Source organism: Virgibacillus dokdonensis, from assembly GCF_900166595.1.
In the GTDB taxonomy this organism is placed as follows: domain Bacteria; phylum Bacillota; class Bacilli; order Bacillales; family Amphibacillaceae; genus Virgibacillus; species Virgibacillus dokdonensis.
This window is the reverse complement of sequence record NZ_LT745763.1, coordinates 2,648,678-2,667,851: the sequence shown is the minus strand read 5'-3', so window position 1 is coordinate 2,667,851 and position 19,174 is coordinate 2,648,678. Positions and strand designations below refer to the sequence as shown.

The following is a 19,174-nucleotide window of genomic DNA, read 5'->3' as shown; positions in this document are numbered from 1 at the left end:
TCAAATTGGTAATACATTATGATAGAGAACTAACAATATCCACTGCAGGTAGTCGAAAGGCTACCCAGTGGCCTGCTCAAAACTTATATTGGTCTGAATTGCTAGACAAGCTACGTACAGCAATACGTGGCCAAGAAGCTCTAGAAGAGTATTTAAAACTACCAAAAAGGCAGCAAGATGATTTAAAAGATGTTGGTGGATTCGTAGCTGGTGAATTGAAAAACAACCGTCGTAAGGCTTCTAACGTACTTTCTAGAGATATTATCACACTTGATTTGGATAACATTCCTGCGGGTGGTACAGACGACATTATTCGCCGTTTAGAAGGATTGGGGTGTGCTTATGCAGCTTATAGTACCCGTAAACATGAGCCTGGTAAGCCAAGATTAAGGGTGCTTGCTCCTTTAAATAGAACCGTTACAGCAGATGAATACGAGCCGTTAGCACGCAAGTTAGCGTCTATTATCGGTATGTCCTTTGCAGATCCTACCACATTTGAAGCCTCTCGGTTGATGTATTGGCCAAGTTGTTCAGCAGATAGCCAATACGTATACCGATATGCTGATAAGCCATTTGTAGACGCTGACGGACTGCTTAATATGTACAGTGATTGGCGAGATATTGATGAGTGGCCAAGAGTACAAGGCGAAGATAACAAGCATGTTCGACTTGCTGCTAAGCAAGGTAATCCCACAGAAAAACGTGGTGTTGTAGGAGCGTTTTGTCGGCAATATGATATTCACACGGCTATTGAAACCTTTTTACCTGGTGTTTATGAACCATCCGATGATGGGAGTAGATACACCTTTGTAGAAGGGTCTACTGTTGGCGGTGCAGTCGTTTATGAAGGTGGGCTATTCCTTTATTCTCATCATGCGACGGATCCGTGTAGTGGGCGTTTAGTGAATGCGTATGACTTGGTAAGGCTCCATAAATTCGGTGAATTAGACGACGAAGCAAAACCGGATACGCCTATTAACCGATTGCCTTCTTATACACAGATGGCTTCTTTTGCATTAAATGATGCAGGAGTTGCAACAATTATTAATCAAGAACGGTATGAACAGGCTGTTGAGGACTTTGGCACATCATCTGATACGCCTGCAACTAAAGATGATTTGAACTGGATTCAGCAGCTGAAAATAAGTCCAACAACTGGCCAACCTCAGAAAACGATTGAAAATATTTTAATTGCTTTAGAGGGAGAGTCTAATTTAATAGGGCGCATTAAACTGGATGAGTTTGCGGACGCTATTATCGGCATTGCGCCTTTACCCTGGGCACCTAGAGATCATGAGAAAGGGGAATTTATTTGGGGAGAAAAAGATGATTCAGGCTTAATTATATATCTAGAAAAGATATTAGGTTTTCAATCTAAAGACAAGCTGATGCATGCTTTAAATCAATGTGCAGCTAATCATGCCTTTAACCCTGTCACAGATTATCTTAATAGTTTGCATTGGGATGGTGTGAAGCGTCTTGATCGCTTATTTATTGATTATTTAGGCGCAGCAGATACACCTTATACCAAAGCTGTTACTCGGAAATCATTTACTGCAGCTGTAGCTAGAGCTATGCAACCAGGTATGAAATACGATACTATGCCTGTTCTTACTGGTGAACAGGGTTTAGGTAAATCTACGCTTATTCATAAGATGGGACAGCGTTGGTTTACAGACGCCATAGAAACGTTTGAGGGAAAAGAGGCAGCCGAATTATTACAAGGTGTGTGGCTTGTAGAAGTTGGAGAAATGAGTGCCTACAATAAGTCAGATTTAAATACCATTAAAGGGTTTTTGACGAGAACAGAAGATCATTATCGTGCTGCCTATGCACGTAAAACGGAGAAACACCCTAGGCGCTGTGTGTTCTTTGGAACTAGTAACAGGAGTGATTATCTAAAGGATCCTACTGGTGGCAGACGATTTTTACCTATTGATGTAGGTATTCAACAACCTGTTAAAAACGTGTTTCAGAATTTAGATAGTGAAGTTGATCAATTGTGGGCAGAAGCTGTTATGAATTGGCGGCTGGGCGAGTCCCTGATTCTGACTGGTGACCTTTTGGAAGAGGCGAAACGACAACAGGAAGGCCACGCAGAACAAGATCCTTGGGAAAGTATTATTAAAGAATTTGTAGAACGTAAAGTACCAGTAGACTGGAATAAAAAGGACATAGCTACAAGGAAGCTTTATTGGTCGGGTGAATTCGGAAGTAGTGACACAGAAACTGTTGAACGTGACCGTGTGTGCGCTGCTGAAATATGGGTGGAATGCTTCAACGAAAAGGTAAATCGCTTGAAACGTTCCGAAACCATGCGCATTAATGATATTTTAAGTAACTTGGAAGGTTGGGAGAAGCAAAAAAACCCCTACAGATACGGACCATACGGGAAAGTTAAAGGTGGGTTTATCCGAGTTTGAAAATGTCTACTTTCACAATGAAAAACGTCTACTTTGATTTCGTTTTGTCTACTTTGAAAAAAATGGAAATGTCTACCTTGTCTACTTTGTTTTTATAGAAAGTAGACGGGTAAAGTAGACGTTCAAATCCTTGGTATATCTATATTTATATTATTTTGTCTACTTTGTCTACTTTAAATATATAAAAGTAAATAAATAGATATATAGAGGTATTAGGCAGTTACTATATACGCCTAATCGCCCTGTTTATGTACTATATACGTGCATGCGGGGTTAAGGTTAACAATTTGATTTCCGGAGGTTTGAAAAAATGCGAGAAAAAGATATAGAAGAATACCTAAGAAAAAGAGTTAAAGAAGCTGGTGGAAAAGCGTATAAGTTTGAATCGCCCGGGAATGATGGCGTGCCAGATCGATTGGTGATTTTCCCGGGTAACAATATTTACTTTGTTGAGTTAAAAGCACCAGGGAAGAAGCCAAGACCTTTGCAAATAAAGCAAATAAGGGATATATCAAGTTTCGGTTGTGAAGTATTAGTGATCGATTCAAAAGATGGGGTAAATGAGTTCATACAAGAAGCGAGAGGTGCAAATGGTTAAGTTTATACCGCACAGCTACCAAAGATATAACATCAATCGAATATTAAACGATCCTTTTATTGCTTTATGGCTTGATATGGGTTTAGGCAAAACAGTAATTACACTAACTGCTATTAACGATTTAAAATACAACCGTTTCGCAGTGAATAAGGTTTTAGTGATTGCACCTAAAAAGGTAGCCCAAGGTACTTGGACAAATGAGGCTAAAAAGTGGGATCACCTGCAACTATTACGTTTTTCTATCGTGCTTGGCAGCCAAACAAAACGAATCAGAGCTTTAAACACACCAGCTGATATATACGTGATTAACAGGGATAACGTAGTATGGCTAACCGACTATTACCGTAATTCTTGGCCGTTTGACATGGTGGTAGTTGATGAATCGAGTAGCTTTAAAAATCACCAGTCAAAAAGATTCAAAGCCTTAAAAAGTGTACGACCACATATCAAAAGACAAGTTCAGTTAACAGGTACCCCTTCACCTAACGGGTTACTGGACATATGGGCGCAAATCTTTTTACTAGACGGTGGCCAAAGATTAGGTAAAAGAATTACTGGTTTTCGGGAACGGTATTTTGAACCGGATCAGAGGAATAGGGACAGGATATTCTCCTACGCACCGAAAGATGGAGCCGATAGAAAAATTCATAGTTTAATCAGTGACATCGTCGTGAGTATGAAAGCAGAGGATTATATCGAGCTTCCAGCTGTTACTTATAACTCAGTTCCAGTAGTTTTAGACGATAAAGCTAAAAAAGCTTATGAGAAGCTGGAAAAAGAAATGTTGTTAGAAGTGGATGAATCGGAAATTACGGCTACATCAGCAGCAGTCCTGGGGAATAAACTCCTGCAACTATGTAACGGAGCTGTTTATGATGAAGATAAAAATGCATTAGAAATACACAATAACAAGATGGAGGCATTCCTGGAATTAATTGAAGCCCTAAATGGATCTCCTGCACTAGTCTTTTATAACTTCCAACATGATAAATCAAGAATCCAAAAAGCGTTGGCCAAAAAAGGATTACGTGTAAGAGAGTTAAAAACAGCCCAAGATGAACTAGACTGGAATAATAAAGAGATTGATATACTACTTGCCCATCCAGCTTCGGCTGGTTATGGATTAAACCTACAACAAGGTGGAAACCACGTCATTTGGTTCGGACTTAACTGGAATCTAGAGTTATATCAGCAAGCCAATGCCAGACTAGCTAGACAAGGTCAAAAAGAAAAAGTATTCGTCCACCGGTTAACGGTTCAGGGTGGTATGGATGAAAACGTAGAAGAAGCATTGAAAGGGAAAGCTGCAACACAAGAAAGTTTGTTAACTGCACTGAAAGCACGTATTGAGAAAGTGAAGGAGGATGCCTGATGCAGATCATGAAAAGTTACGCAGATATGCTTATAGAGATAGAAATCATCGAGGATCAAATTGAACTGGTGACTAAAGAATTAAAATACTGGTTCGGAATAGATCTAGACAAGGAAAAAGGCATTCCATTGGGCGGAAGTGGTTCGCATAAATTTGGTGCACAAGCATCTCTAATACAAGCAGATAAGAAGATAAAAACGTATCATAAACTTACTGAGCAACTAAAAGAGTTGAAATTTGCCAAGGTTCGGATGGATATGCTTATGGAACAATTTAAAGGGCTTGATTACAAAATAGCTTATAAGCGAATTGTAGAATCTAAAACACACCAGGAAATAGCTGATGACCTTGGATATTCTCACCAATATATAAAAGAGCGTTGGTTGAAAATAAAAACCTACACGGAACATACAGAACCTATTGTAAAAACGTGATATGGTTGTACCGTAAGAAAAATATCTACAAACTCCTTTAAGGGCTATAATATAGCAAAAAGCATCCAATGTTATACGTTGGGTGTTTTTTGTTTGTACATAAATAAATTTATATTAGGAGGTATAACCATGCATAACTTTGACACACAAAGAGCAGAGTCGTTAATGAGATACGCGGAGTTTCTGGATAAGATGGAATGCTATGAATATGCTAAGGACGTTATCAATCTACTACACAGCGAAATAGTAGGCATAGAAAGATTTAAAGAGTTTGATGAAGTTACTGAAATGGTCGGAGACGGCAATGCTTTTCATAAAGAATATAGTATCCATCCAGAAGTAAAGAAGTATATACAGGAACAGATAAAACAATCTATTCCAGAGGTATATGAAACTTTGGATATGTATCATGACGGTAAAATGGCGAGTGTGTCTTGCGAAACTCTACATCCTAAATTAAGTTATTATGTGCAACAAGAAATAAAGAAACAATTAAATAATTAGAGATATATTATATTGCATAACATTTCCAACTCCAGCATAATAAGTGTATACATAATGCATGGAGGGAAAAGGGAATGGAAAGAAAAAAGATTTATACATTTGCAGATTTTATGGGCGGAGTGTTTGTAATTATTGGTATTATAGGCTTTATAACAATAGTCGCTTCTTTTGATTATGAAGGTTACAACGATTTAGAAGATAGTATATACTTACTTGATGAGGAAGAAGTACAATTGGAAATGATGAAAGATGACCTCATGTCAACATGGGTAGTTGGTATTGGAACATTATTAATCAATGTGGCAATAGGTGTTGTGCTAATGACGATGGGTAAGATTGTTAGGCTGTTACAAGAGATAAGAGGACCATTACAAACATCGGAGCCAGAACATAAAGAATTAACTGAAACAAACTAAATAACATAACCATTTAAAGACATCTCATCGAGGTGTCTTTTTATTATGCAGAAAAGGAGATGAATAGAATGAAAGAAGCATTTTTTTCTAAGGAAGCTATAGAATATTTACAATCGATTTATCCTCATGTTAACAAATCAATGTTCAATGGATTACTAAACATGTACGGGTTGAAGTCTAATAACAAAATTACTGATAAGAGCTGGTGTTCACATATCGTTGAGACAAGATATAGTTTGGTAATTCCAGAAGAAGTTTCGGAAGTGTTAGCTATCGCAAATGAAATAACGTTTCCTGAAACTGTGAATGTCTTGTATCATGTACCATCAAATAATATAGATGTAGTCGATGCTCTAAGGTATGCCTATGAACACATGGTTGAACAAGATAACCAACCATTACTCGTTATCGAACTAGAAAGCGAAACAGCTGTACCAAAAGTAATTTACAAAGGTAAAGAGATTAAACTCAAACGTAATGTATTCTTCGATTGGGAAACAGACGGTGCATATCCAACCGAGGGTGGACTAACTTATGCGATTGAACACTTTGAAAGACACGCATCTTTAACGACAATCAATCGCATTGAACGTAAGGTGAAAGGTCATGCCTACGATTGAATACAAGACAGACAAGCAGAAGAAATCCTTTTACAACTCTAGCGCTTGGAAGTCATTACGCTTAGAAGCATTAGAACGTGATAACTACGAATGTCAATGGTGTAATCGAGAAGGTAAGGTTACTGTTGACTCAACCAAGGAAGAAGGTAAACGCAAAGAGATAAAGCTTAATGTGGATCATAAGTATCCGATTGAACATTATCCTAAGCTTGCATTGACATTAGATAACTTAGAGACTCTTTGCATCTACCATCACAATGTGAAAGAAGGAAGAACAATAGATAAGATCAGCTGTAATAAAAATAAAAAGAAACGTTGGGATGATGAATGGTGGTGAAGAAATGAAGAATAAACGAATGACTTACTATTGCATGAGTAAAGAATGTGATTGGGAAGAAACGTCACATAAGTGGCGCGATGGACTAAAATGTCCAAAGTGCAATAGTCCTGTTAATAGCTACTATACTGATTCGAAATATAAATAATATCCCCCCCGCCTAAAAGTTTCAGTGATTTTCATTCATCGGGAGACCGGGGCGAGGGGTCGACTCTGAAAAAATGTGAGTTAAATTTCCGTTAGGGGGGTGGGTAGATGGCTGTAGCAATTACAAAATTAAAAAAACAACTCATGAACAAAATTGATACGGAGGATTTAGTACAAGTAGAAAAGGTAGAGCGCTATATAGATTTAGTAAAATCTTTCCGTCGAGTAAATAGTATTATTACTAAAGAGGGAGAGTCAGTAGTTACAGAAAACGGATCTCAACGTTTTACCAAGGCCCACCCTCTAATCAGTGAAAGAAATAAAATAAACGCATCTTTATTGAGTATAGAACGATCCTTAATTCCATTGGATAATAAGCAAGATAATTACAGCGCCAGTGACTTAGTATGATTAAAAATAAGCATGTTGAACATTATATAAATTTATATAGAAACGGCAAGATAAAACTCAATAAAGAAAGAGTTATGTTGATTGAATACCTAGAAAGGGATGTTCTTTCACGTGCTGACATATATTTCGATAACAAAATGATAGATGATTGTATCAACTTTGGAGAGAAATGGTATTTCCCGTTGCAAGACTTTCAAAAGTTTTTGATTGCATTCATCTTTTTGTTTTTTAAGAAGACAGACAGAGTGTTCTATCGTAAATTTTTGTGGATGCTGGGGCGTGGTGGCGGAAAAAACGGATTGTTTTCAGTCGTTGCGCATTTTTTAATAAGTGAACTGCACGGCATACCGGAGTATAACATTTCCGTGGTGGCCAATAGTGAGGATCAAGCAAAAACTTCTCCGGACGAAATAAAGAAAACTGTTCGTCGTCATAGTGTGCTACAAAAAGCATTTAAAGCTTGGGAGTCAAAAACAACTTGCATTCGTACTCAAAGCGAAATACGTTATCGGACTTCCAACGGGGAAACGAAAGACGGTTTAAGGGATGGCGCAGTTGGCTTTGATGAGTGTCATCAGTACGAGAGTAATAAAGATGTCCGCGTGCATATTAGCGGTTTAGGAAAAAAGAAAAACCCACGCGAATTTTATTTTGGTACAGATGGATATGTGAGAGAAGGCTTTCTGGATAAGATGAAGGAAAAAGCATTGAAGGTTTTACGCGGGGAAACTCGTGCTAATGCTTTATTTCCTTTTATCTGTAAATTGGATAGCGCGGATGAGGTTGACGATCCTACTATGTGGGAAAAGGCACAGCCAATGTTTTGTGAACCAAGAAGCGAATATGCTGAAGAGCTTTTCTATACAGTCAATGAAGAATACTTGGACATGGCCGACGATCCTTCTAATCGAGAAGAATTTATGACAAAGCGTATGAATTGGCCAGAAGTTGACCTGGAAAAATCCGTGGCACCATGGGAAGAGATTTGGTCTACAGGTTATACAACGGCTCCTAACGCACAAGAACAAATACTGCGAAAAGTTCCTGATACGCTGCACCGCACTTGTGTTGGAGGTTTAGACTATGCCCGGATTAAAGACTTTGCATCTGTAGGATTATTGTTCAAGGTTAATGATGACTATGTTTGGAAAACACATTCTTTTGTTCGTCGAGAATTTATAAAAAAGGTAAAGCTAAATGTACCGATTTATGAATGGGAAGAACAAGGGCTATTAACCGTAGTAGATGGTCCTGTTATAGATATTCAACATATTGTAGATTGGTTTGTTACTATGCGCGAAATATATGGGTTAAACACAATAGTCGGAGATACTTTCCGACTTGATTTAGTAAAACCAGCATTGGAGGCGGAAGGGTTTGAATTAGAGTTTATCCGTAATCCAAGAGCAATACATTCTTTGCTTGCTCCAAAGGTAGAGACAGCATTTGCAAAACGGAATATTATTTATGGAGACAATCCTTTAATGCGTTGGTTTACAAATAACGTACTTGTTAAAACGAAGCCAGATGGCAATAAAGAATACTTAAAAAAGGATGAATTGAGAAGGAAAACAGATGGTTTCCAGGCGTTTATCCATGCTTTATTCAAAGCTGATGAGATATTGATAGACGAAGAAGAGTTCTTCTTGGATGAAATAGATTTTTAAGGAGGTGAGTGAAATAGGATTATTAGATGTATTTAAAAAAAACAGTGAGCTAGAATATGTTTTTGATTTAGATCTCTTGGAAAACACATCGCAAAAAGTACAAATGAAAAAAATGGCGATACAAACCTGCATTGATTTAATTGCTAGAACCATTAGTATGTCTGAGTTTCGTGTTAGAGACGGAAGTCAGTTTATAAAAAACGAAATCTATTATCGACTTAACGTTAAACCGAACAGGAATCAGATTGCTGCGACATTCTGGCAAAAAGTTATTTACAAACTTATTTATGATAACGAATGTTTAATCATTCAATCGAAAACAGATGATTTGCTAGTCGCAGATTCATTTACCAAGATGGAGTACGCTGTGTACAGTGATATTTTTAAAGATGTAGTAGTAAAAAATCACGAGTTCAAACGGTCGTTTCGGAGAGATGAAGTTATTTACCTAGAATATAAAAATGAGAAACTTGCACCTATAATTGATGGATTATATGCAGATTATGGAGAGTTATTCACTCGGATAATAAATGCCCAAAAACGAAAAAGTCAAATTCGTAGCACGGTAGACATTGATACCACAAAAGCAAAAGGTGAAGAAGGAAGGTCGAAGTTACAGAGCTTTGTGAATAAGCTGTATCGAGCCTTTGCTGACAAGGATATAGCCATAGTTCCGCAGCAAAACGGGTATACGTATAGCGAACATTCAAAAGATACCAAAGGGCAAGCTGTTGATGAAGTGGATAAAGTATCAGATGGCTTTCTTGTCCAAGTAGCAAGATCGTTAGGTATACCGCCTTCCTTGGTTAAAGGAGAGATGGCAGATGTAGAAAATCTCACTCGTAACTTTATGCTTTTTTGCGTTGATCCTATTTTGAAGAAAGTAAAAGATGAATTAAATGCTCAGCTTTTTACCAGAGAAGAGTATTTTTCAGGTATTCAAATAAAAATCAAACGTGCAAGGTATAGAGATATATTTGATGTAGCAAGCGCTGTTGATAAAATTCGAGGTGCAGGTGTGGGTAACGGAAACGAATTAAGAGATGAATTAGGATGGGATCCTGTAGATGATCCGATACTTGAGGAATATGTCATAACGAAAAACTATGCTGATACTACAGTATCTTTTAAAGGGGGTGAGGAATAGTGTCTAAAGAATGGAAAGAGCAAATCATGAACATGCTGGCAAAGAAACCTGACATTCGCTTTGAATCTAAAAGCAAAGATAATAAAGAGTACAATCTTTTTATATATGGCCCCATTAGCAGCTTTTCATTTAGTCGAAGAAGCGCCGAGGGAATTCGGGAGCAATTGCAAAACATTGATGCTGATAAAATCAATGTGCATATTAACAGCCCAGGAGGTTCTGCCTTTGACGGTGTGGCGATTGGAAATCTACTTAAAAATCATAAAGCAGAAATTATTGTACACATCGATGGCTGGGCGGCTAGCGCAGCATCTGTTATAGCAATGGCTGGCGACAAAATCATTATGCCGGAAAACACTATGATGATGATCCATCGAGCTTCTACAATTGAATGGGGAAATGCGGCATTATTAGAAAAGACTGCAGCAGATTTAAGAAAGATCGATAAGGCGTTAGAAGCATCATACAAAAAACGATTTGTTGGTGAAGAATCTGAACTCGTTCAATTACTTGATAACGAAACGTTTCTAACCGCAGAAGAAGCTGTTGCATTTGGTCTTGCAGATGTGGTAGGAGAAGAAGTCGAGATAAATGACCTAGCAGATGCAGACGAAGAAACAGATGATGAAGAATATGAAAACTTTAAAGAAAAGTTAGTTACAAAATATGCAGCTCAAGCAAAACCACAACAAAATAAAAAACCTAAAGAAGAGCCTACGCCTGCTGAATCAAAGCAGAACATGAGTAAGCTCTTTTTAAATTTATAAAACAAAGGAGAATGGAAATGCCAATTACGTTTAATAATTTCGAGGAAAAGAAAAAAGCATTTGCGAAAGCAACGCAAGAAGGAACGGAGCAAGAGCAATCACAAGCTTTAAATACCATGCTTGAAGCTTTAGCTAAAGATGTTCAAAGTGACATTATGAATCAAGTGAATACAGAGATGGCGGATAATGCTATTTTGCAATCTCGAGGTCAAAACGTTCTTACTTCCGAAGAGAGGACGTTTTTTAATGCAGTTATTGAAGAAGGTGGATTTAAAGACACAGAGACGCTTCCGAAATCTACCCAAGACCGTATTTTTGAGGATCTAAAAGAAGAGCATCCTTTACTACAAAAGTTAGGTTTGCAAAATCTTGGTGCAGTAACAGAGTTTATTTTCAGTGATCCAGAAGGCGCGGCTGTTTGGGGTAATTTATTTGGTGAGATTCAAGGGAAGTTAAACGCAACGTTCCGCAAAGAATCTATCACTCAATTAAAACTCACTGCATTCTTGCCAATTGCAAATGACATGTTAAAACTTGGTCCTGTATGGGTGGAACGTTATGTACGAACAATTATCAAAGAAGCGATGGCGGTTGGTCTTGAAAGAGGGTTTGTTGCCGGGAATGGACAATCTATGCCAATCGGACTGCTGTATGAAAAGCAAGAAAACGGAGCAATTGTTGAAAAGAAAACTGCAGGAACACTTACGTTTGAACCAGGAAGGGCTACTATTAATGAACTAAAAAATGTAGTTAAGAAATTGTCTATTAGACCAACAGGGAAAGGCGAGGAGAAAAAAGTACGCAAGGTTGCTGGGAAAGTAGTTATGGTAACTAATCCTTTTGATACTTTTGACATCCAAGCGAATGCAACTATTCAAAATGCTAACGGCGCATACGTTACAAACTTGCCATTTAATCCAGCTATGACGGAATCGGTATTTGTACCGCAAGGGAAAGTTGTGTTCTTTGTACAGGGTGAATATATCGCGGCACTAGGTGGACAAGAGCCAATCAAAAAGTTTGACCAAACATTAGCGCTTGAAGATGCTACGTTATATATTGCTAAACAGTACGCTACTGGTAAACCAAAAGATAATTATGCTGCTCAAGTATACAACTTAAAAATTTATGAAGCTGGTGTTGAGGGGTGATCTGATTGGTCACAGATGATTTATTAAAAGAATTCAAAGACAGAATGCATATATCGCATAGCGGAGAGGATAGCAATTTAAAACAGTTGCTGTCTTACTCTATTTCATCAATCAAAGGAAATTGTGGGGAGTTTGATATCGCAGGAGAATCCGATATTGATGTCAGAGCAAGGGAACTAGTGCTAGAGCGTACTAGATATGCTTATAATGAAGCGCTTGAATACTTTGAGAATAATTTTCTTAGTGAAATAAATTCACTAGGAATTGATATTGCTTTATTAGAAGAAGGTGAAGAAGATGCAACCTTTTAAGTACAAACCACCACGCGTTAATGCTGGCGATTTACGTACACCAGTAACCTTTTATGAATATGCGCCTAATCCTGGACCCGAACCAGGAGAACAAGAAAAGCAAGTTCTGTACGATTGCATGGCTAAAGTAGATGAAGTTTGGCTCAAGGACTTAGAACTTGCCAAGTCTAATGGTACTTTATCAGATGTGACGCTTACTATAAGAGATCCGTTGCAAGATTACATCCCTAGTGATGAGCATTATATATCCATCGATGCGCTTGAATATCGTAATAAACGATATAACATTAAACACGTACAACCCGATCTTCAAAACAAAAAGTTTATCACGATCGTTGGTAGGTTGGTTACATGAGTGTGAAAATCAGAGGATTAAACAAACTCTTAGATGAGTTAGAAACCAAGCTAGGCAAACAAGGTATGCAACGGATAAGCGACAAAGCTTTAATTAATGCTGCAAATGAGTTTGTAAGAGTCCTAAAGTCAGAGTTTGAAGGTTTTAGAGACACAGGAGCAAGCATTAACGAAATTACTATTACAGGTCCTTTGTGGGAACAAGGCACAAGAACCATTAAAATACATTGGACTGGTCCAAAAGGACGCTACCGTATAATTCATTTGAATGAATGGGGTACGGTTAAAAATCCTAATCCACGAGGTAAAGGCGCAGTTGCAAGGGCAATGAAAAATAGTGAAAAGGCATATCGCGATGCAGTGCGTAAAGCAATAAAGGGTGGTTTGTAATGGATATATTAGACAAGGTATATAAAGCGTTAATTGCTGATGATTATATCAAAACACAAGCACTAGGTAGGATTAAATATTATGAGTACCCAGCGACTGGTAATGTTGATAAACCTTATATTGTTATCGATCCACTTAACTCTCCCGACCCTAGTGATTACGGAAGTAACAAATGGACTAAGTATGATTATTTGATACAAATTGACGTCTGGTCACATGACAGAAAGCTAACTGATAGTGTGGCCAACAGAATACGGAACATCATGTGGGAGACATTTGGGTTTGCGCAAAAAGCAGGACCCAAAGAGTATGATGAAGGCGTATTTCGTGACGCAAGACGTTATAGAGGTAAATTATATCGAGATGATTTCGACAGCTTATAGGCTGACTATTTTATTTTAAGGAGTGATTAATTTGGCAGAACAAAAGAATTACCGTGCTTCTACAGGAGTGAATGAATTTTATTACGGTGCAGTAGGTGATAATGTCATCGCTGATTATGTTGAGAGAGTAAAGTTTTTGCAGACCATTACAGTAGAAATGCCACAAGAGCCAGTTAGAGCTTACGGGGATAACCAAACCGCAGAAATAGCTGTATCTGGTGGAGATGTGTCCGTTACTGCAGGGTTTCATAAAATCCCAATTGAAGATAAAGAGAACTTACTTGGTTGGGAAACTGTTGACGGAGTAACAGCTACAGGTAGCAATGATAATCCACCTTATGTTGCTGTTATCTTTGCCAAAACTTTTGAAGATGGATCTCGTGAGTACGTAGGATTACCTAAAGGCATATTTACTCGCCCATCAGTAACTGGAAACACAAAGGGAGAAGGCGTGGAGTATAGTTCTGAGGAAATTACAGCTCAATTTATGGATCGAAAAGTAGAAGGGTTTATTGAAGAAAAATCAGTGCTTTTTGCTAGAGATGCAAAAGGCGAGACTATAAACCGCGATGCGTTATTTATGAAAGTATTTGGGCAAGCTTATCCAAGTGAAAATGGAACAGAAACTGGCGGAGGTGTAGAAGGATAATGAGTACTTTTGATGCAATTGTAACCCAAGACATACCAGCTAATCGCTTACTATCTATGACAGGTGGTAACGGTGCCCCACATTTATCTATTACTGCAGCAGGAGGATCACCAGACTTTGTGTCTACAGGCGATCTCAAAGAAAGTCAAGCCGTCACCGTAACCATGAGAGATAAGCCGATATGGAACGTAGAAGCAGGGGAGGATTTAACTGCAGGCCAATATGTGGAAGCAGGAGATGGCGGTGTCATTGTCGGATCTGCTGGGGAAGGAATTGGTTACGTAACAGATGCTGTAAAAGCAGGAGAAATCGCCAATTTAGTCAGACAATCTAGTGGAGGGTCTGGTGAAAAAGGTGATCCAGGAAAAAACGGTAAGTCAGCATATGAAATTGCAGTAGACAATGGTTTTGAAGGAACAGAACAAGAGTGGTTAAACTCATTGAAAGGTGCTAAAGGTGACAAAGGGAATGCAGGAAAAGATGGCTTTGGAACTGAAGCACAGTATAACGACATTATAGCAAGAATTGAAGCGCTAGAAGGTGCAGGATCATAAGAGCATGGTAAATCCCTTGCTCTTTTATATTTAGGAGGAAATAAAATGGCTAATTTAAAACGAAACCTGATCGAATTAGTGAAGAACCCAGAGGAAGTCATGAAAGGTGGAGAGGTGGAAATTGAAAAACATTGGACACCTGCCTTTATTCCGTTTCGGGTGTGTAGAGATGCGATTCAACTGTTTGATGATTTGGAAACAGATACGGAAATGACTGAAACAGATAAGTTTGATAAATTAGCAGACTTTGTAGCAAATGAAATTTATGCAGGGAAATTTACTAAAGATGATATTTACGAACGACTCCATGCACCCGATGGAAAAAACGTGTTATACGAACAAGTGTTATTCGTGGCTCACGGCCAACAAAGTAATGATACAAAAAACTACCTGGCGAAGAACGGTTAAACGATGAGGACTTTTCTTTAGCCAAACAAGCAGAATATATGGATAAACTCATCGTAGACATGATGGAAAAAGGGAAAGACATCAATGATATATTAGATATGCCCATCCATTTTGTCGCAAAAATATTAAAAGATAAAAATAAACCGAAAAAAGAAAAGTCCTTAATCGCCGCGTTTGGCGGTTAGGGCTTTTTATTATCTCCAAAGAGAGGAGGTAAAATGATGACGGAACGTCTTGAAGGCTTATCCATTGGCCTTGATCTCGAAACCATGAAAGTAAATAGCGGCTTGGATGATTTAAAGTCCAGACTTAAAACGGTTAATAGCGAAATGAAAGCTAATATGTCTGCTTTTGACCGCAGTGATAGATCGGTTGGCAAATATGAGACTCGATTAAAAGGACTTAATAAAAAATTAGAAGTACAAAGAGCAGTTACTGATAAAGCGTATAAGTCATATCGAAAAATGGTAGATGAATACGGCGAAGGATCCACCGAAGCGGAAAAGGCAGCGAAGGAATACAACAACCAAGCTGCATCCTTAAACAACTTAGAACGCTATGTGGAACGTACCAAAGATGAATTGGCCAAGTTAAAAGAAGAACAGCGCATTGCCAATTCAAATTGGACGAAAATGGGGGACAAATTACACAATACAGGTTCAAAAGTAAAAAACTTTGGATCAGGCATGAGTGATATCGGTAGTACATTAAACCGAAATGTAACCTTACCACTTGGAATTGTTGGTGGAGCCGCCATAAAAACAGGCATGGATTTTGAAGCTGGTATGTCTAAAGTTAAAGCTGTTTCTGGTGCTAGTGCTGAAGAAATGAAGAACTTAGAAACAAAAGCACGAGAAATGGGCAAAACCTCTGTGTTTAGTGCTAAAGAAACAAGCGATGCTTTTTATTACATGTCACTAGCTGGTTGGGATGCCACGGAAATGATGGATGGTATTTCTGGTGTTATGGACTTGGCAGCCGCATCTGGTGAAGATTTAGCGAGCGTGTCGGATATTGTGACAGACGGATTAACAGCATTTGGTGAGTCTGCCAAAGAGAGTACTCGCATGGCTGATATTTTAGCTGCTACATCCTCTAAAGCAAACACTGATGTTAAAGGGTTGGGGTTAGCATTTCAATATGCTGCTCCCGTTGCAGGTGCGTTGGGCTACACAATGGAGGATACGTCAAAAGCGATTGGTCTAATGGCCAACGCTGGTATTAAGGGTGAAAAATCAGGTACTGCATTACGTACTATGATGACTAACTTATCAAAACCAACAAAGCAAATGAAAAAAGCTATGGATAAATATAACATTTCTCTAACGGATTCGAATGGAAAAATGAAATCATTTGATGATGTAATGAAAGACTTGCGTAAAAACCTTGGTAAGTTGGACAAGAAACAACAAGCGGCTGCAGCCGCAACTATATTTGGTAAAGAAGCTATGTCAGGAGCGCTTGCAGTAGTTAACGCATCCGAAGGAGATTATGAAAAATTAACAAGTGCTATTGAAGGTTCTGAAGGCGCTGCTAGTGAAATGGCTGATACTATGCAGGACAATGTTGCTGGTAGCATTAAAGAGTTAAAGTCCATGTTACAGGATCTATTTATAGAGATGTACAAAAATTTAAAGCCAACGATTGAGACGACTATTGACCTATTAAAAGATTTAACCAATTGGTTTGCGGAATTAAGCCCTAAAACTCAGGAGAATATTGTGAAGTTTGGTTTATTATCAGCTGCTGCTGGTCCTGTTTTGAGTATCTTTGGAAAATTAACAATGGGTACAGGAATGTTAATGCAAGGCATGGGAGGATTATCAAAAACTATCGGCGTAGCGAAAGGTACAGGAACAGCCGCGTCTATTGCAAGTTTGGGTAAAGGCGGTGTTGTTGGATTAGCTATTGCTGGAGTTGCGGCGCTAGGTATTGGCATTTATAAGCTAACCGAAAAATCTAAAGAGACCGAGAAGGCTAACCTTGATGTAGCTAAATCTTTAAATGATCAAGCGATAGAACTTGATAAAAGCGCTGATACATTTGACAGGCTATCAAGTAAAGCAAAAATAAGCAATGAACAACTAGCTGAGCTAAATGATCTGAATATAAGAATATCTCAATCTAGCAATCCTGGAGAGATCGCCGAGTTACAAAAGCAGTATGATTACCTTGCCCAAAAATCAGGGTTATCAAAAGATGAGCTTAAAAAACTGTTTAAAGCAAATGAAAAAATCATTGATCAGTCACCAGATGTTAAAACACAAGTAAGCGAACAAGGTAATGCTTTTGCAAAAAATACAGATGAAGTAAAAGAGTATGTGCAATCTCTCTACGAAATGTCAAGGCAGGAATTGTCCGATGAATTAGTTATAGCGGAAGAAAACAAAGGTAAAATCCTTAAAAGCAACAAGGGGCTAAAAGAAGAAATAGCGGAACTTGATAAAAAGTCAAAGGAACTACGAAACCTGGAAGCTATGAGCGAAAAAGAAAGAAATGACACTCTCCGCGAACGCCACTCTGAAATAAAGCAACAGCAACTTTTGCACAGAGGAGACCAGGAGAAGTTAAATGAGTTAAAAAGAGAAGAAGAAATCATAGTGGGTTACATCAAGGATGGTATTGGTCAAGGGTTAGAAGCAATCAAAGGACAAAGAGATGCTCTAAATGAAAAAATTGCAAAGAATGATGAGGAATTAGAAAAAATAAGTGCTCTCAATATGGAGATGACTAACATTGTCCTCAAACAAGTAGGGATTAACGAAGAAGGGCAAAAAGGGTTAGCGCAACTCGATCAATCCATTGCAAAAAATAGTGAAGAAATTCTTGCACTTGAACAGAAGCGCCAGAAAAACGGCGAACTCACAATTGAAGAACAAAAACGTTATGACAAGTTGGTTGCTTCAAATACTAAACAGCAAGAAGCAAAGTTATATATTTTTGAAGAATTGGGTCTCTATAATAACATCAACTCTTTGCTAGATACCAAACTCACTAAGCTGTCACAAGAAGAACAACAGGATATAAAAAACCTAGCTGAAAAAGCAGAAATTAAAGTAGAAGAAGGTAACATTGTAAAGCAGATTCAAAACAAAAACAACGAACATTTAAAAGAGCGTGAAAACCTTATAAAAAACGGAAAGCAACAAGGATTGAATAAGCAAGAAATCAGGAACCAAATCTCTGAACTCGATACTAAGATTGGTAAAAATGATGATGTGCTTAAGAAAATCCTAAAAGAAGCAGGGTTATGGGATCAAGTGAAGGACGAAATAAACCTAGGCTCTAAAGCGATTGATAGGCAAGGCGGGAAAATCGACAATAACAACAAGAAAACCGATAGAGGTATCACACTTGAATATAGACGCACCAAAGAAGCGAGTAAAGATGTTACTAAAGAAGTTGACGTCACAGACATGAATACTATTTATGACTTAAATAAGCGCGCAATGAAGATGATAGAAAAGCCCGTAAAAGCTGATGACAATGGCTCTATTGCTTCTTTAGACAGAAAAGCAGAAAACCCTGTTACCAAAGTAATTAATTTTGTCGGTAAAGGGTTGAGTGCATTAAAGTTTTGGGCACATGGTACACCACCAAGCGGGCACCCTGGAGGGCATGCAGTACTTGGTGACGGTAAAGGGAATAATGCTGGTAATGAGTTAGCACGATTACCTAATGGCAAGATGTTTTTAAGTGCCGACAGACCAACTCTATACCCCAACCTACCAAAGGGTACGCACGTATTACCTGCAAGAGAGACTAAACGTATATTAAAATCAGCTCCAAAATACGCTCAGGGTACAAAAGACTGGCAAAGCCTTGTTGAGCCAAGTAAACTACGAAACAATGAGTTTATGGCTTTGTTGGCTTTAAATGCTAAAGATAGTAAAACAACGGTTGAGGTTCCTGCTCCTAGTAGTGGTAATAAGAGCAAAGATTACACCAAAGACTTACTAGATGCAACATTAGAGCAAAATAATATCTTAATGCAGATACTTGCTAAGGATAATAATGTGTATTTGGATAAAAAAACTTTTGCAAGAGAAATTGAACCCGAATTAACCCAACTACAGAAACGCAATAACTACACTAAAAAAATGCAACCTCGTTTGTCATGAGAGGGCTGAT

Annotated in this window: 22 protein-coding genes; all 22 read left to right on the top strand. The window is 38.2% G+C overall.

Features of this window, described 5'->3' with window-relative positions; all coding sequences use genetic code 11:
• Positions 1-5: 5 nt before the first annotated feature.
• The 22 genes from B2C77_RS14075 to B2C77_RS13975 all read left to right on the top strand — a co-directional run bounded on the left by B2C77_RS14075 (position 6) and on the right by B2C77_RS13975 (position 19,164).
• Positions 6-2,423, top strand: a complete 2,418-nt coding sequence (locus tag B2C77_RS14075; RefSeq protein WP_254843974.1) for a virulence-associated E family protein — start codon at positions 6-8, stop codon at positions 2,421-2,423.
• A gap of 310 nt (positions 2,424-2,733) precedes the next feature.
• A complete protein-coding gene (locus B2C77_RS14070; RefSeq protein ID WP_077704993.1) occupies positions 2,734-3,021 on the top strand; it encodes a PDDEXK family nuclease in 288 nt (95 codons plus the stop codon).
• The gene (locus tag B2C77_RS14065) at positions 3,014-4,393 is read left to right on the top strand and encodes a DEAD/DEAH box helicase (protein ID WP_077704990.1); all 1,380 of its coding nucleotides are present in this window, start codon (positions 3,014-3,016) and stop codon (positions 4,391-4,393) included. The genes B2C77_RS14070 and B2C77_RS14065 overlap by 8 nt, the downstream gene beginning before the upstream one ends.
• Positions 4,393-4,827 carry a hypothetical protein gene (locus tag B2C77_RS14060; RefSeq protein ID WP_077704988.1) on the top strand — a complete coding sequence of 145 codons (435 nt, stop codon included), beginning with the start codon at positions 4,393-4,395 and terminating at the stop codon, positions 4,825-4,827. The genes B2C77_RS14065 and B2C77_RS14060 overlap by 1 nt, the downstream gene beginning before the upstream one ends.
• A gap of 129 nt (positions 4,828-4,956) precedes the next feature.
• Positions 4,957-5,331: a hypothetical protein gene (locus B2C77_RS14055; RefSeq protein ID WP_077704985.1), complete on the top strand. Its 375-nt coding sequence runs from the start codon at positions 4,957-4,959 to the stop codon at positions 5,329-5,331.
• Positions 5,332-5,405: 74 nt separating this feature from the next.
• Positions 5,406-5,747, top strand: a complete 342-nt coding sequence (locus B2C77_RS14050) for a hypothetical protein (protein ID WP_077704982.1) — start codon at positions 5,406-5,408, stop codon at positions 5,745-5,747.
• A gap of 32 nt (positions 5,748-5,779) precedes the next feature.
• Positions 5,780-6,367, top strand: coding sequence for a hypothetical protein (locus B2C77_RS14045; protein WP_176087332.1), 588 nt, complete (start codon positions 5,780-5,782; stop codon positions 6,365-6,367).
• A complete protein-coding gene (locus tag B2C77_RS14040; protein ID WP_077704976.1) occupies positions 6,354-6,704 on the top strand; it encodes an HNH endonuclease in 351 nt (116 codons plus the stop codon). Before B2C77_RS14045 ends, B2C77_RS14040 begins: the two co-directional genes overlap by 14 nt.
• A 255-nt stretch (positions 6,705-6,959) precedes the next feature.
• Entirely contained in the window at positions 6,960-7,262 is a 303-nt protein-coding gene (locus B2C77_RS14035; protein ID WP_077704973.1) for a P27 family phage terminase small subunit, read from the top strand.
• Entirely contained in the window at positions 7,259-8,929 is a 1,671-nt protein-coding gene (locus B2C77_RS14030) for a terminase TerL endonuclease subunit (RefSeq protein ID WP_077704970.1), read from the top strand. Before B2C77_RS14035 ends, B2C77_RS14030 begins: the two co-directional genes overlap by 4 nt.
• A 4-nt stretch (positions 8,930-8,933) precedes the next feature.
• Complete coding sequence (locus tag B2C77_RS14025) at positions 8,934-10,076, top strand: phage portal protein (protein ID WP_141130732.1); 1,143 nt, start codon at positions 8,934-8,936, stop codon at positions 10,074-10,076.
• Between the two features lie 26 nt (positions 10,077-10,102).
• Entirely contained in the window at positions 10,103-10,843 is a 741-nt protein-coding gene (locus B2C77_RS14020; protein ID WP_077706919.1) for a head maturation protease, ClpP-related, read from the top strand.
• A gap of 17 nt (positions 10,844-10,860) precedes the next feature.
• Positions 10,861-11,994: a phage major capsid protein gene (locus tag B2C77_RS14015; protein WP_077704967.1), complete on the top strand. Its 1,134-nt coding sequence runs from the start codon at positions 10,861-10,863 to the stop codon at positions 11,992-11,994.
• A 44-nt stretch (positions 11,995-12,038) separates the two neighbouring features.
• Positions 12,039-12,305: a hypothetical protein gene (locus tag B2C77_RS14010; RefSeq protein ID WP_077706918.1), complete on the top strand. Its 267-nt coding sequence runs from the start codon at positions 12,039-12,041 to the stop codon at positions 12,303-12,305.
• On the top strand, positions 12,292-12,660 hold the full coding sequence (locus B2C77_RS14005; protein ID WP_254843972.1) for a head-tail adaptor protein: 369 nt from the start codon (positions 12,292-12,294) through the stop codon (positions 12,658-12,660). Before B2C77_RS14010 ends, B2C77_RS14005 begins: the two co-directional genes overlap by 14 nt.
• Entirely contained in the window at positions 12,657-13,049 is a 393-nt protein-coding gene (locus B2C77_RS14000; protein WP_077704961.1) for a hypothetical protein, read from the top strand. Before B2C77_RS14005 ends, B2C77_RS14000 begins: the two co-directional genes overlap by 4 nt.
• The gene (gene gp17, locus B2C77_RS13995) at positions 13,049-13,432 is read left to right on the top strand and encodes a tail completion protein gp17 (protein WP_077704958.1); all 384 of its coding nucleotides are present in this window, start codon (positions 13,049-13,051) and stop codon (positions 13,430-13,432) included. The genes B2C77_RS14000 and gp17 overlap by 1 nt, the downstream gene beginning before the upstream one ends.
• A gap of 31 nt (positions 13,433-13,463) precedes the next feature.
• Complete coding sequence (locus B2C77_RS13990; protein ID WP_077704955.1) at positions 13,464-14,081, top strand: major tail protein; 618 nt, start codon at positions 13,464-13,466, stop codon at positions 14,079-14,081.
• The gene (locus tag B2C77_RS13985; RefSeq protein ID WP_077704952.1) at positions 14,081-14,635 is read left to right on the top strand and encodes a hypothetical protein; all 555 of its coding nucleotides are present in this window, start codon (positions 14,081-14,083) and stop codon (positions 14,633-14,635) included. Before B2C77_RS13990 ends, B2C77_RS13985 begins: the two co-directional genes overlap by 1 nt.
• A gap of 45 nt (positions 14,636-14,680) precedes the next feature.
• Positions 14,681-15,043, top strand: a complete 363-nt coding sequence (gene gpG / locus B2C77_RS13980) for a phage tail assembly chaperone G (protein ID WP_077704950.1) — start codon at positions 14,681-14,683, stop codon at positions 15,041-15,043.
• A gap of 38 nt (positions 15,044-15,081) precedes the next feature.
• Complete coding sequence (gene gpGT, locus B2C77_RS21710; RefSeq protein WP_176087331.1) at positions 15,082-15,228, top strand: phage tail assembly chaperone GT; 147 nt, start codon at positions 15,082-15,084, stop codon at positions 15,226-15,228.
• Between the two features lie 33 nt (positions 15,229-15,261).
• Positions 15,262-19,164 carry a phage tail tape measure protein gene (locus B2C77_RS13975; RefSeq protein ID WP_077704947.1) on the top strand — a complete coding sequence of 1,301 codons (3,903 nt, stop codon included), beginning with the start codon at positions 15,262-15,264 and terminating at the stop codon, positions 19,162-19,164.
• The last annotated feature ends 10 nt before the right edge of the window (positions 19,165-19,174 follow it).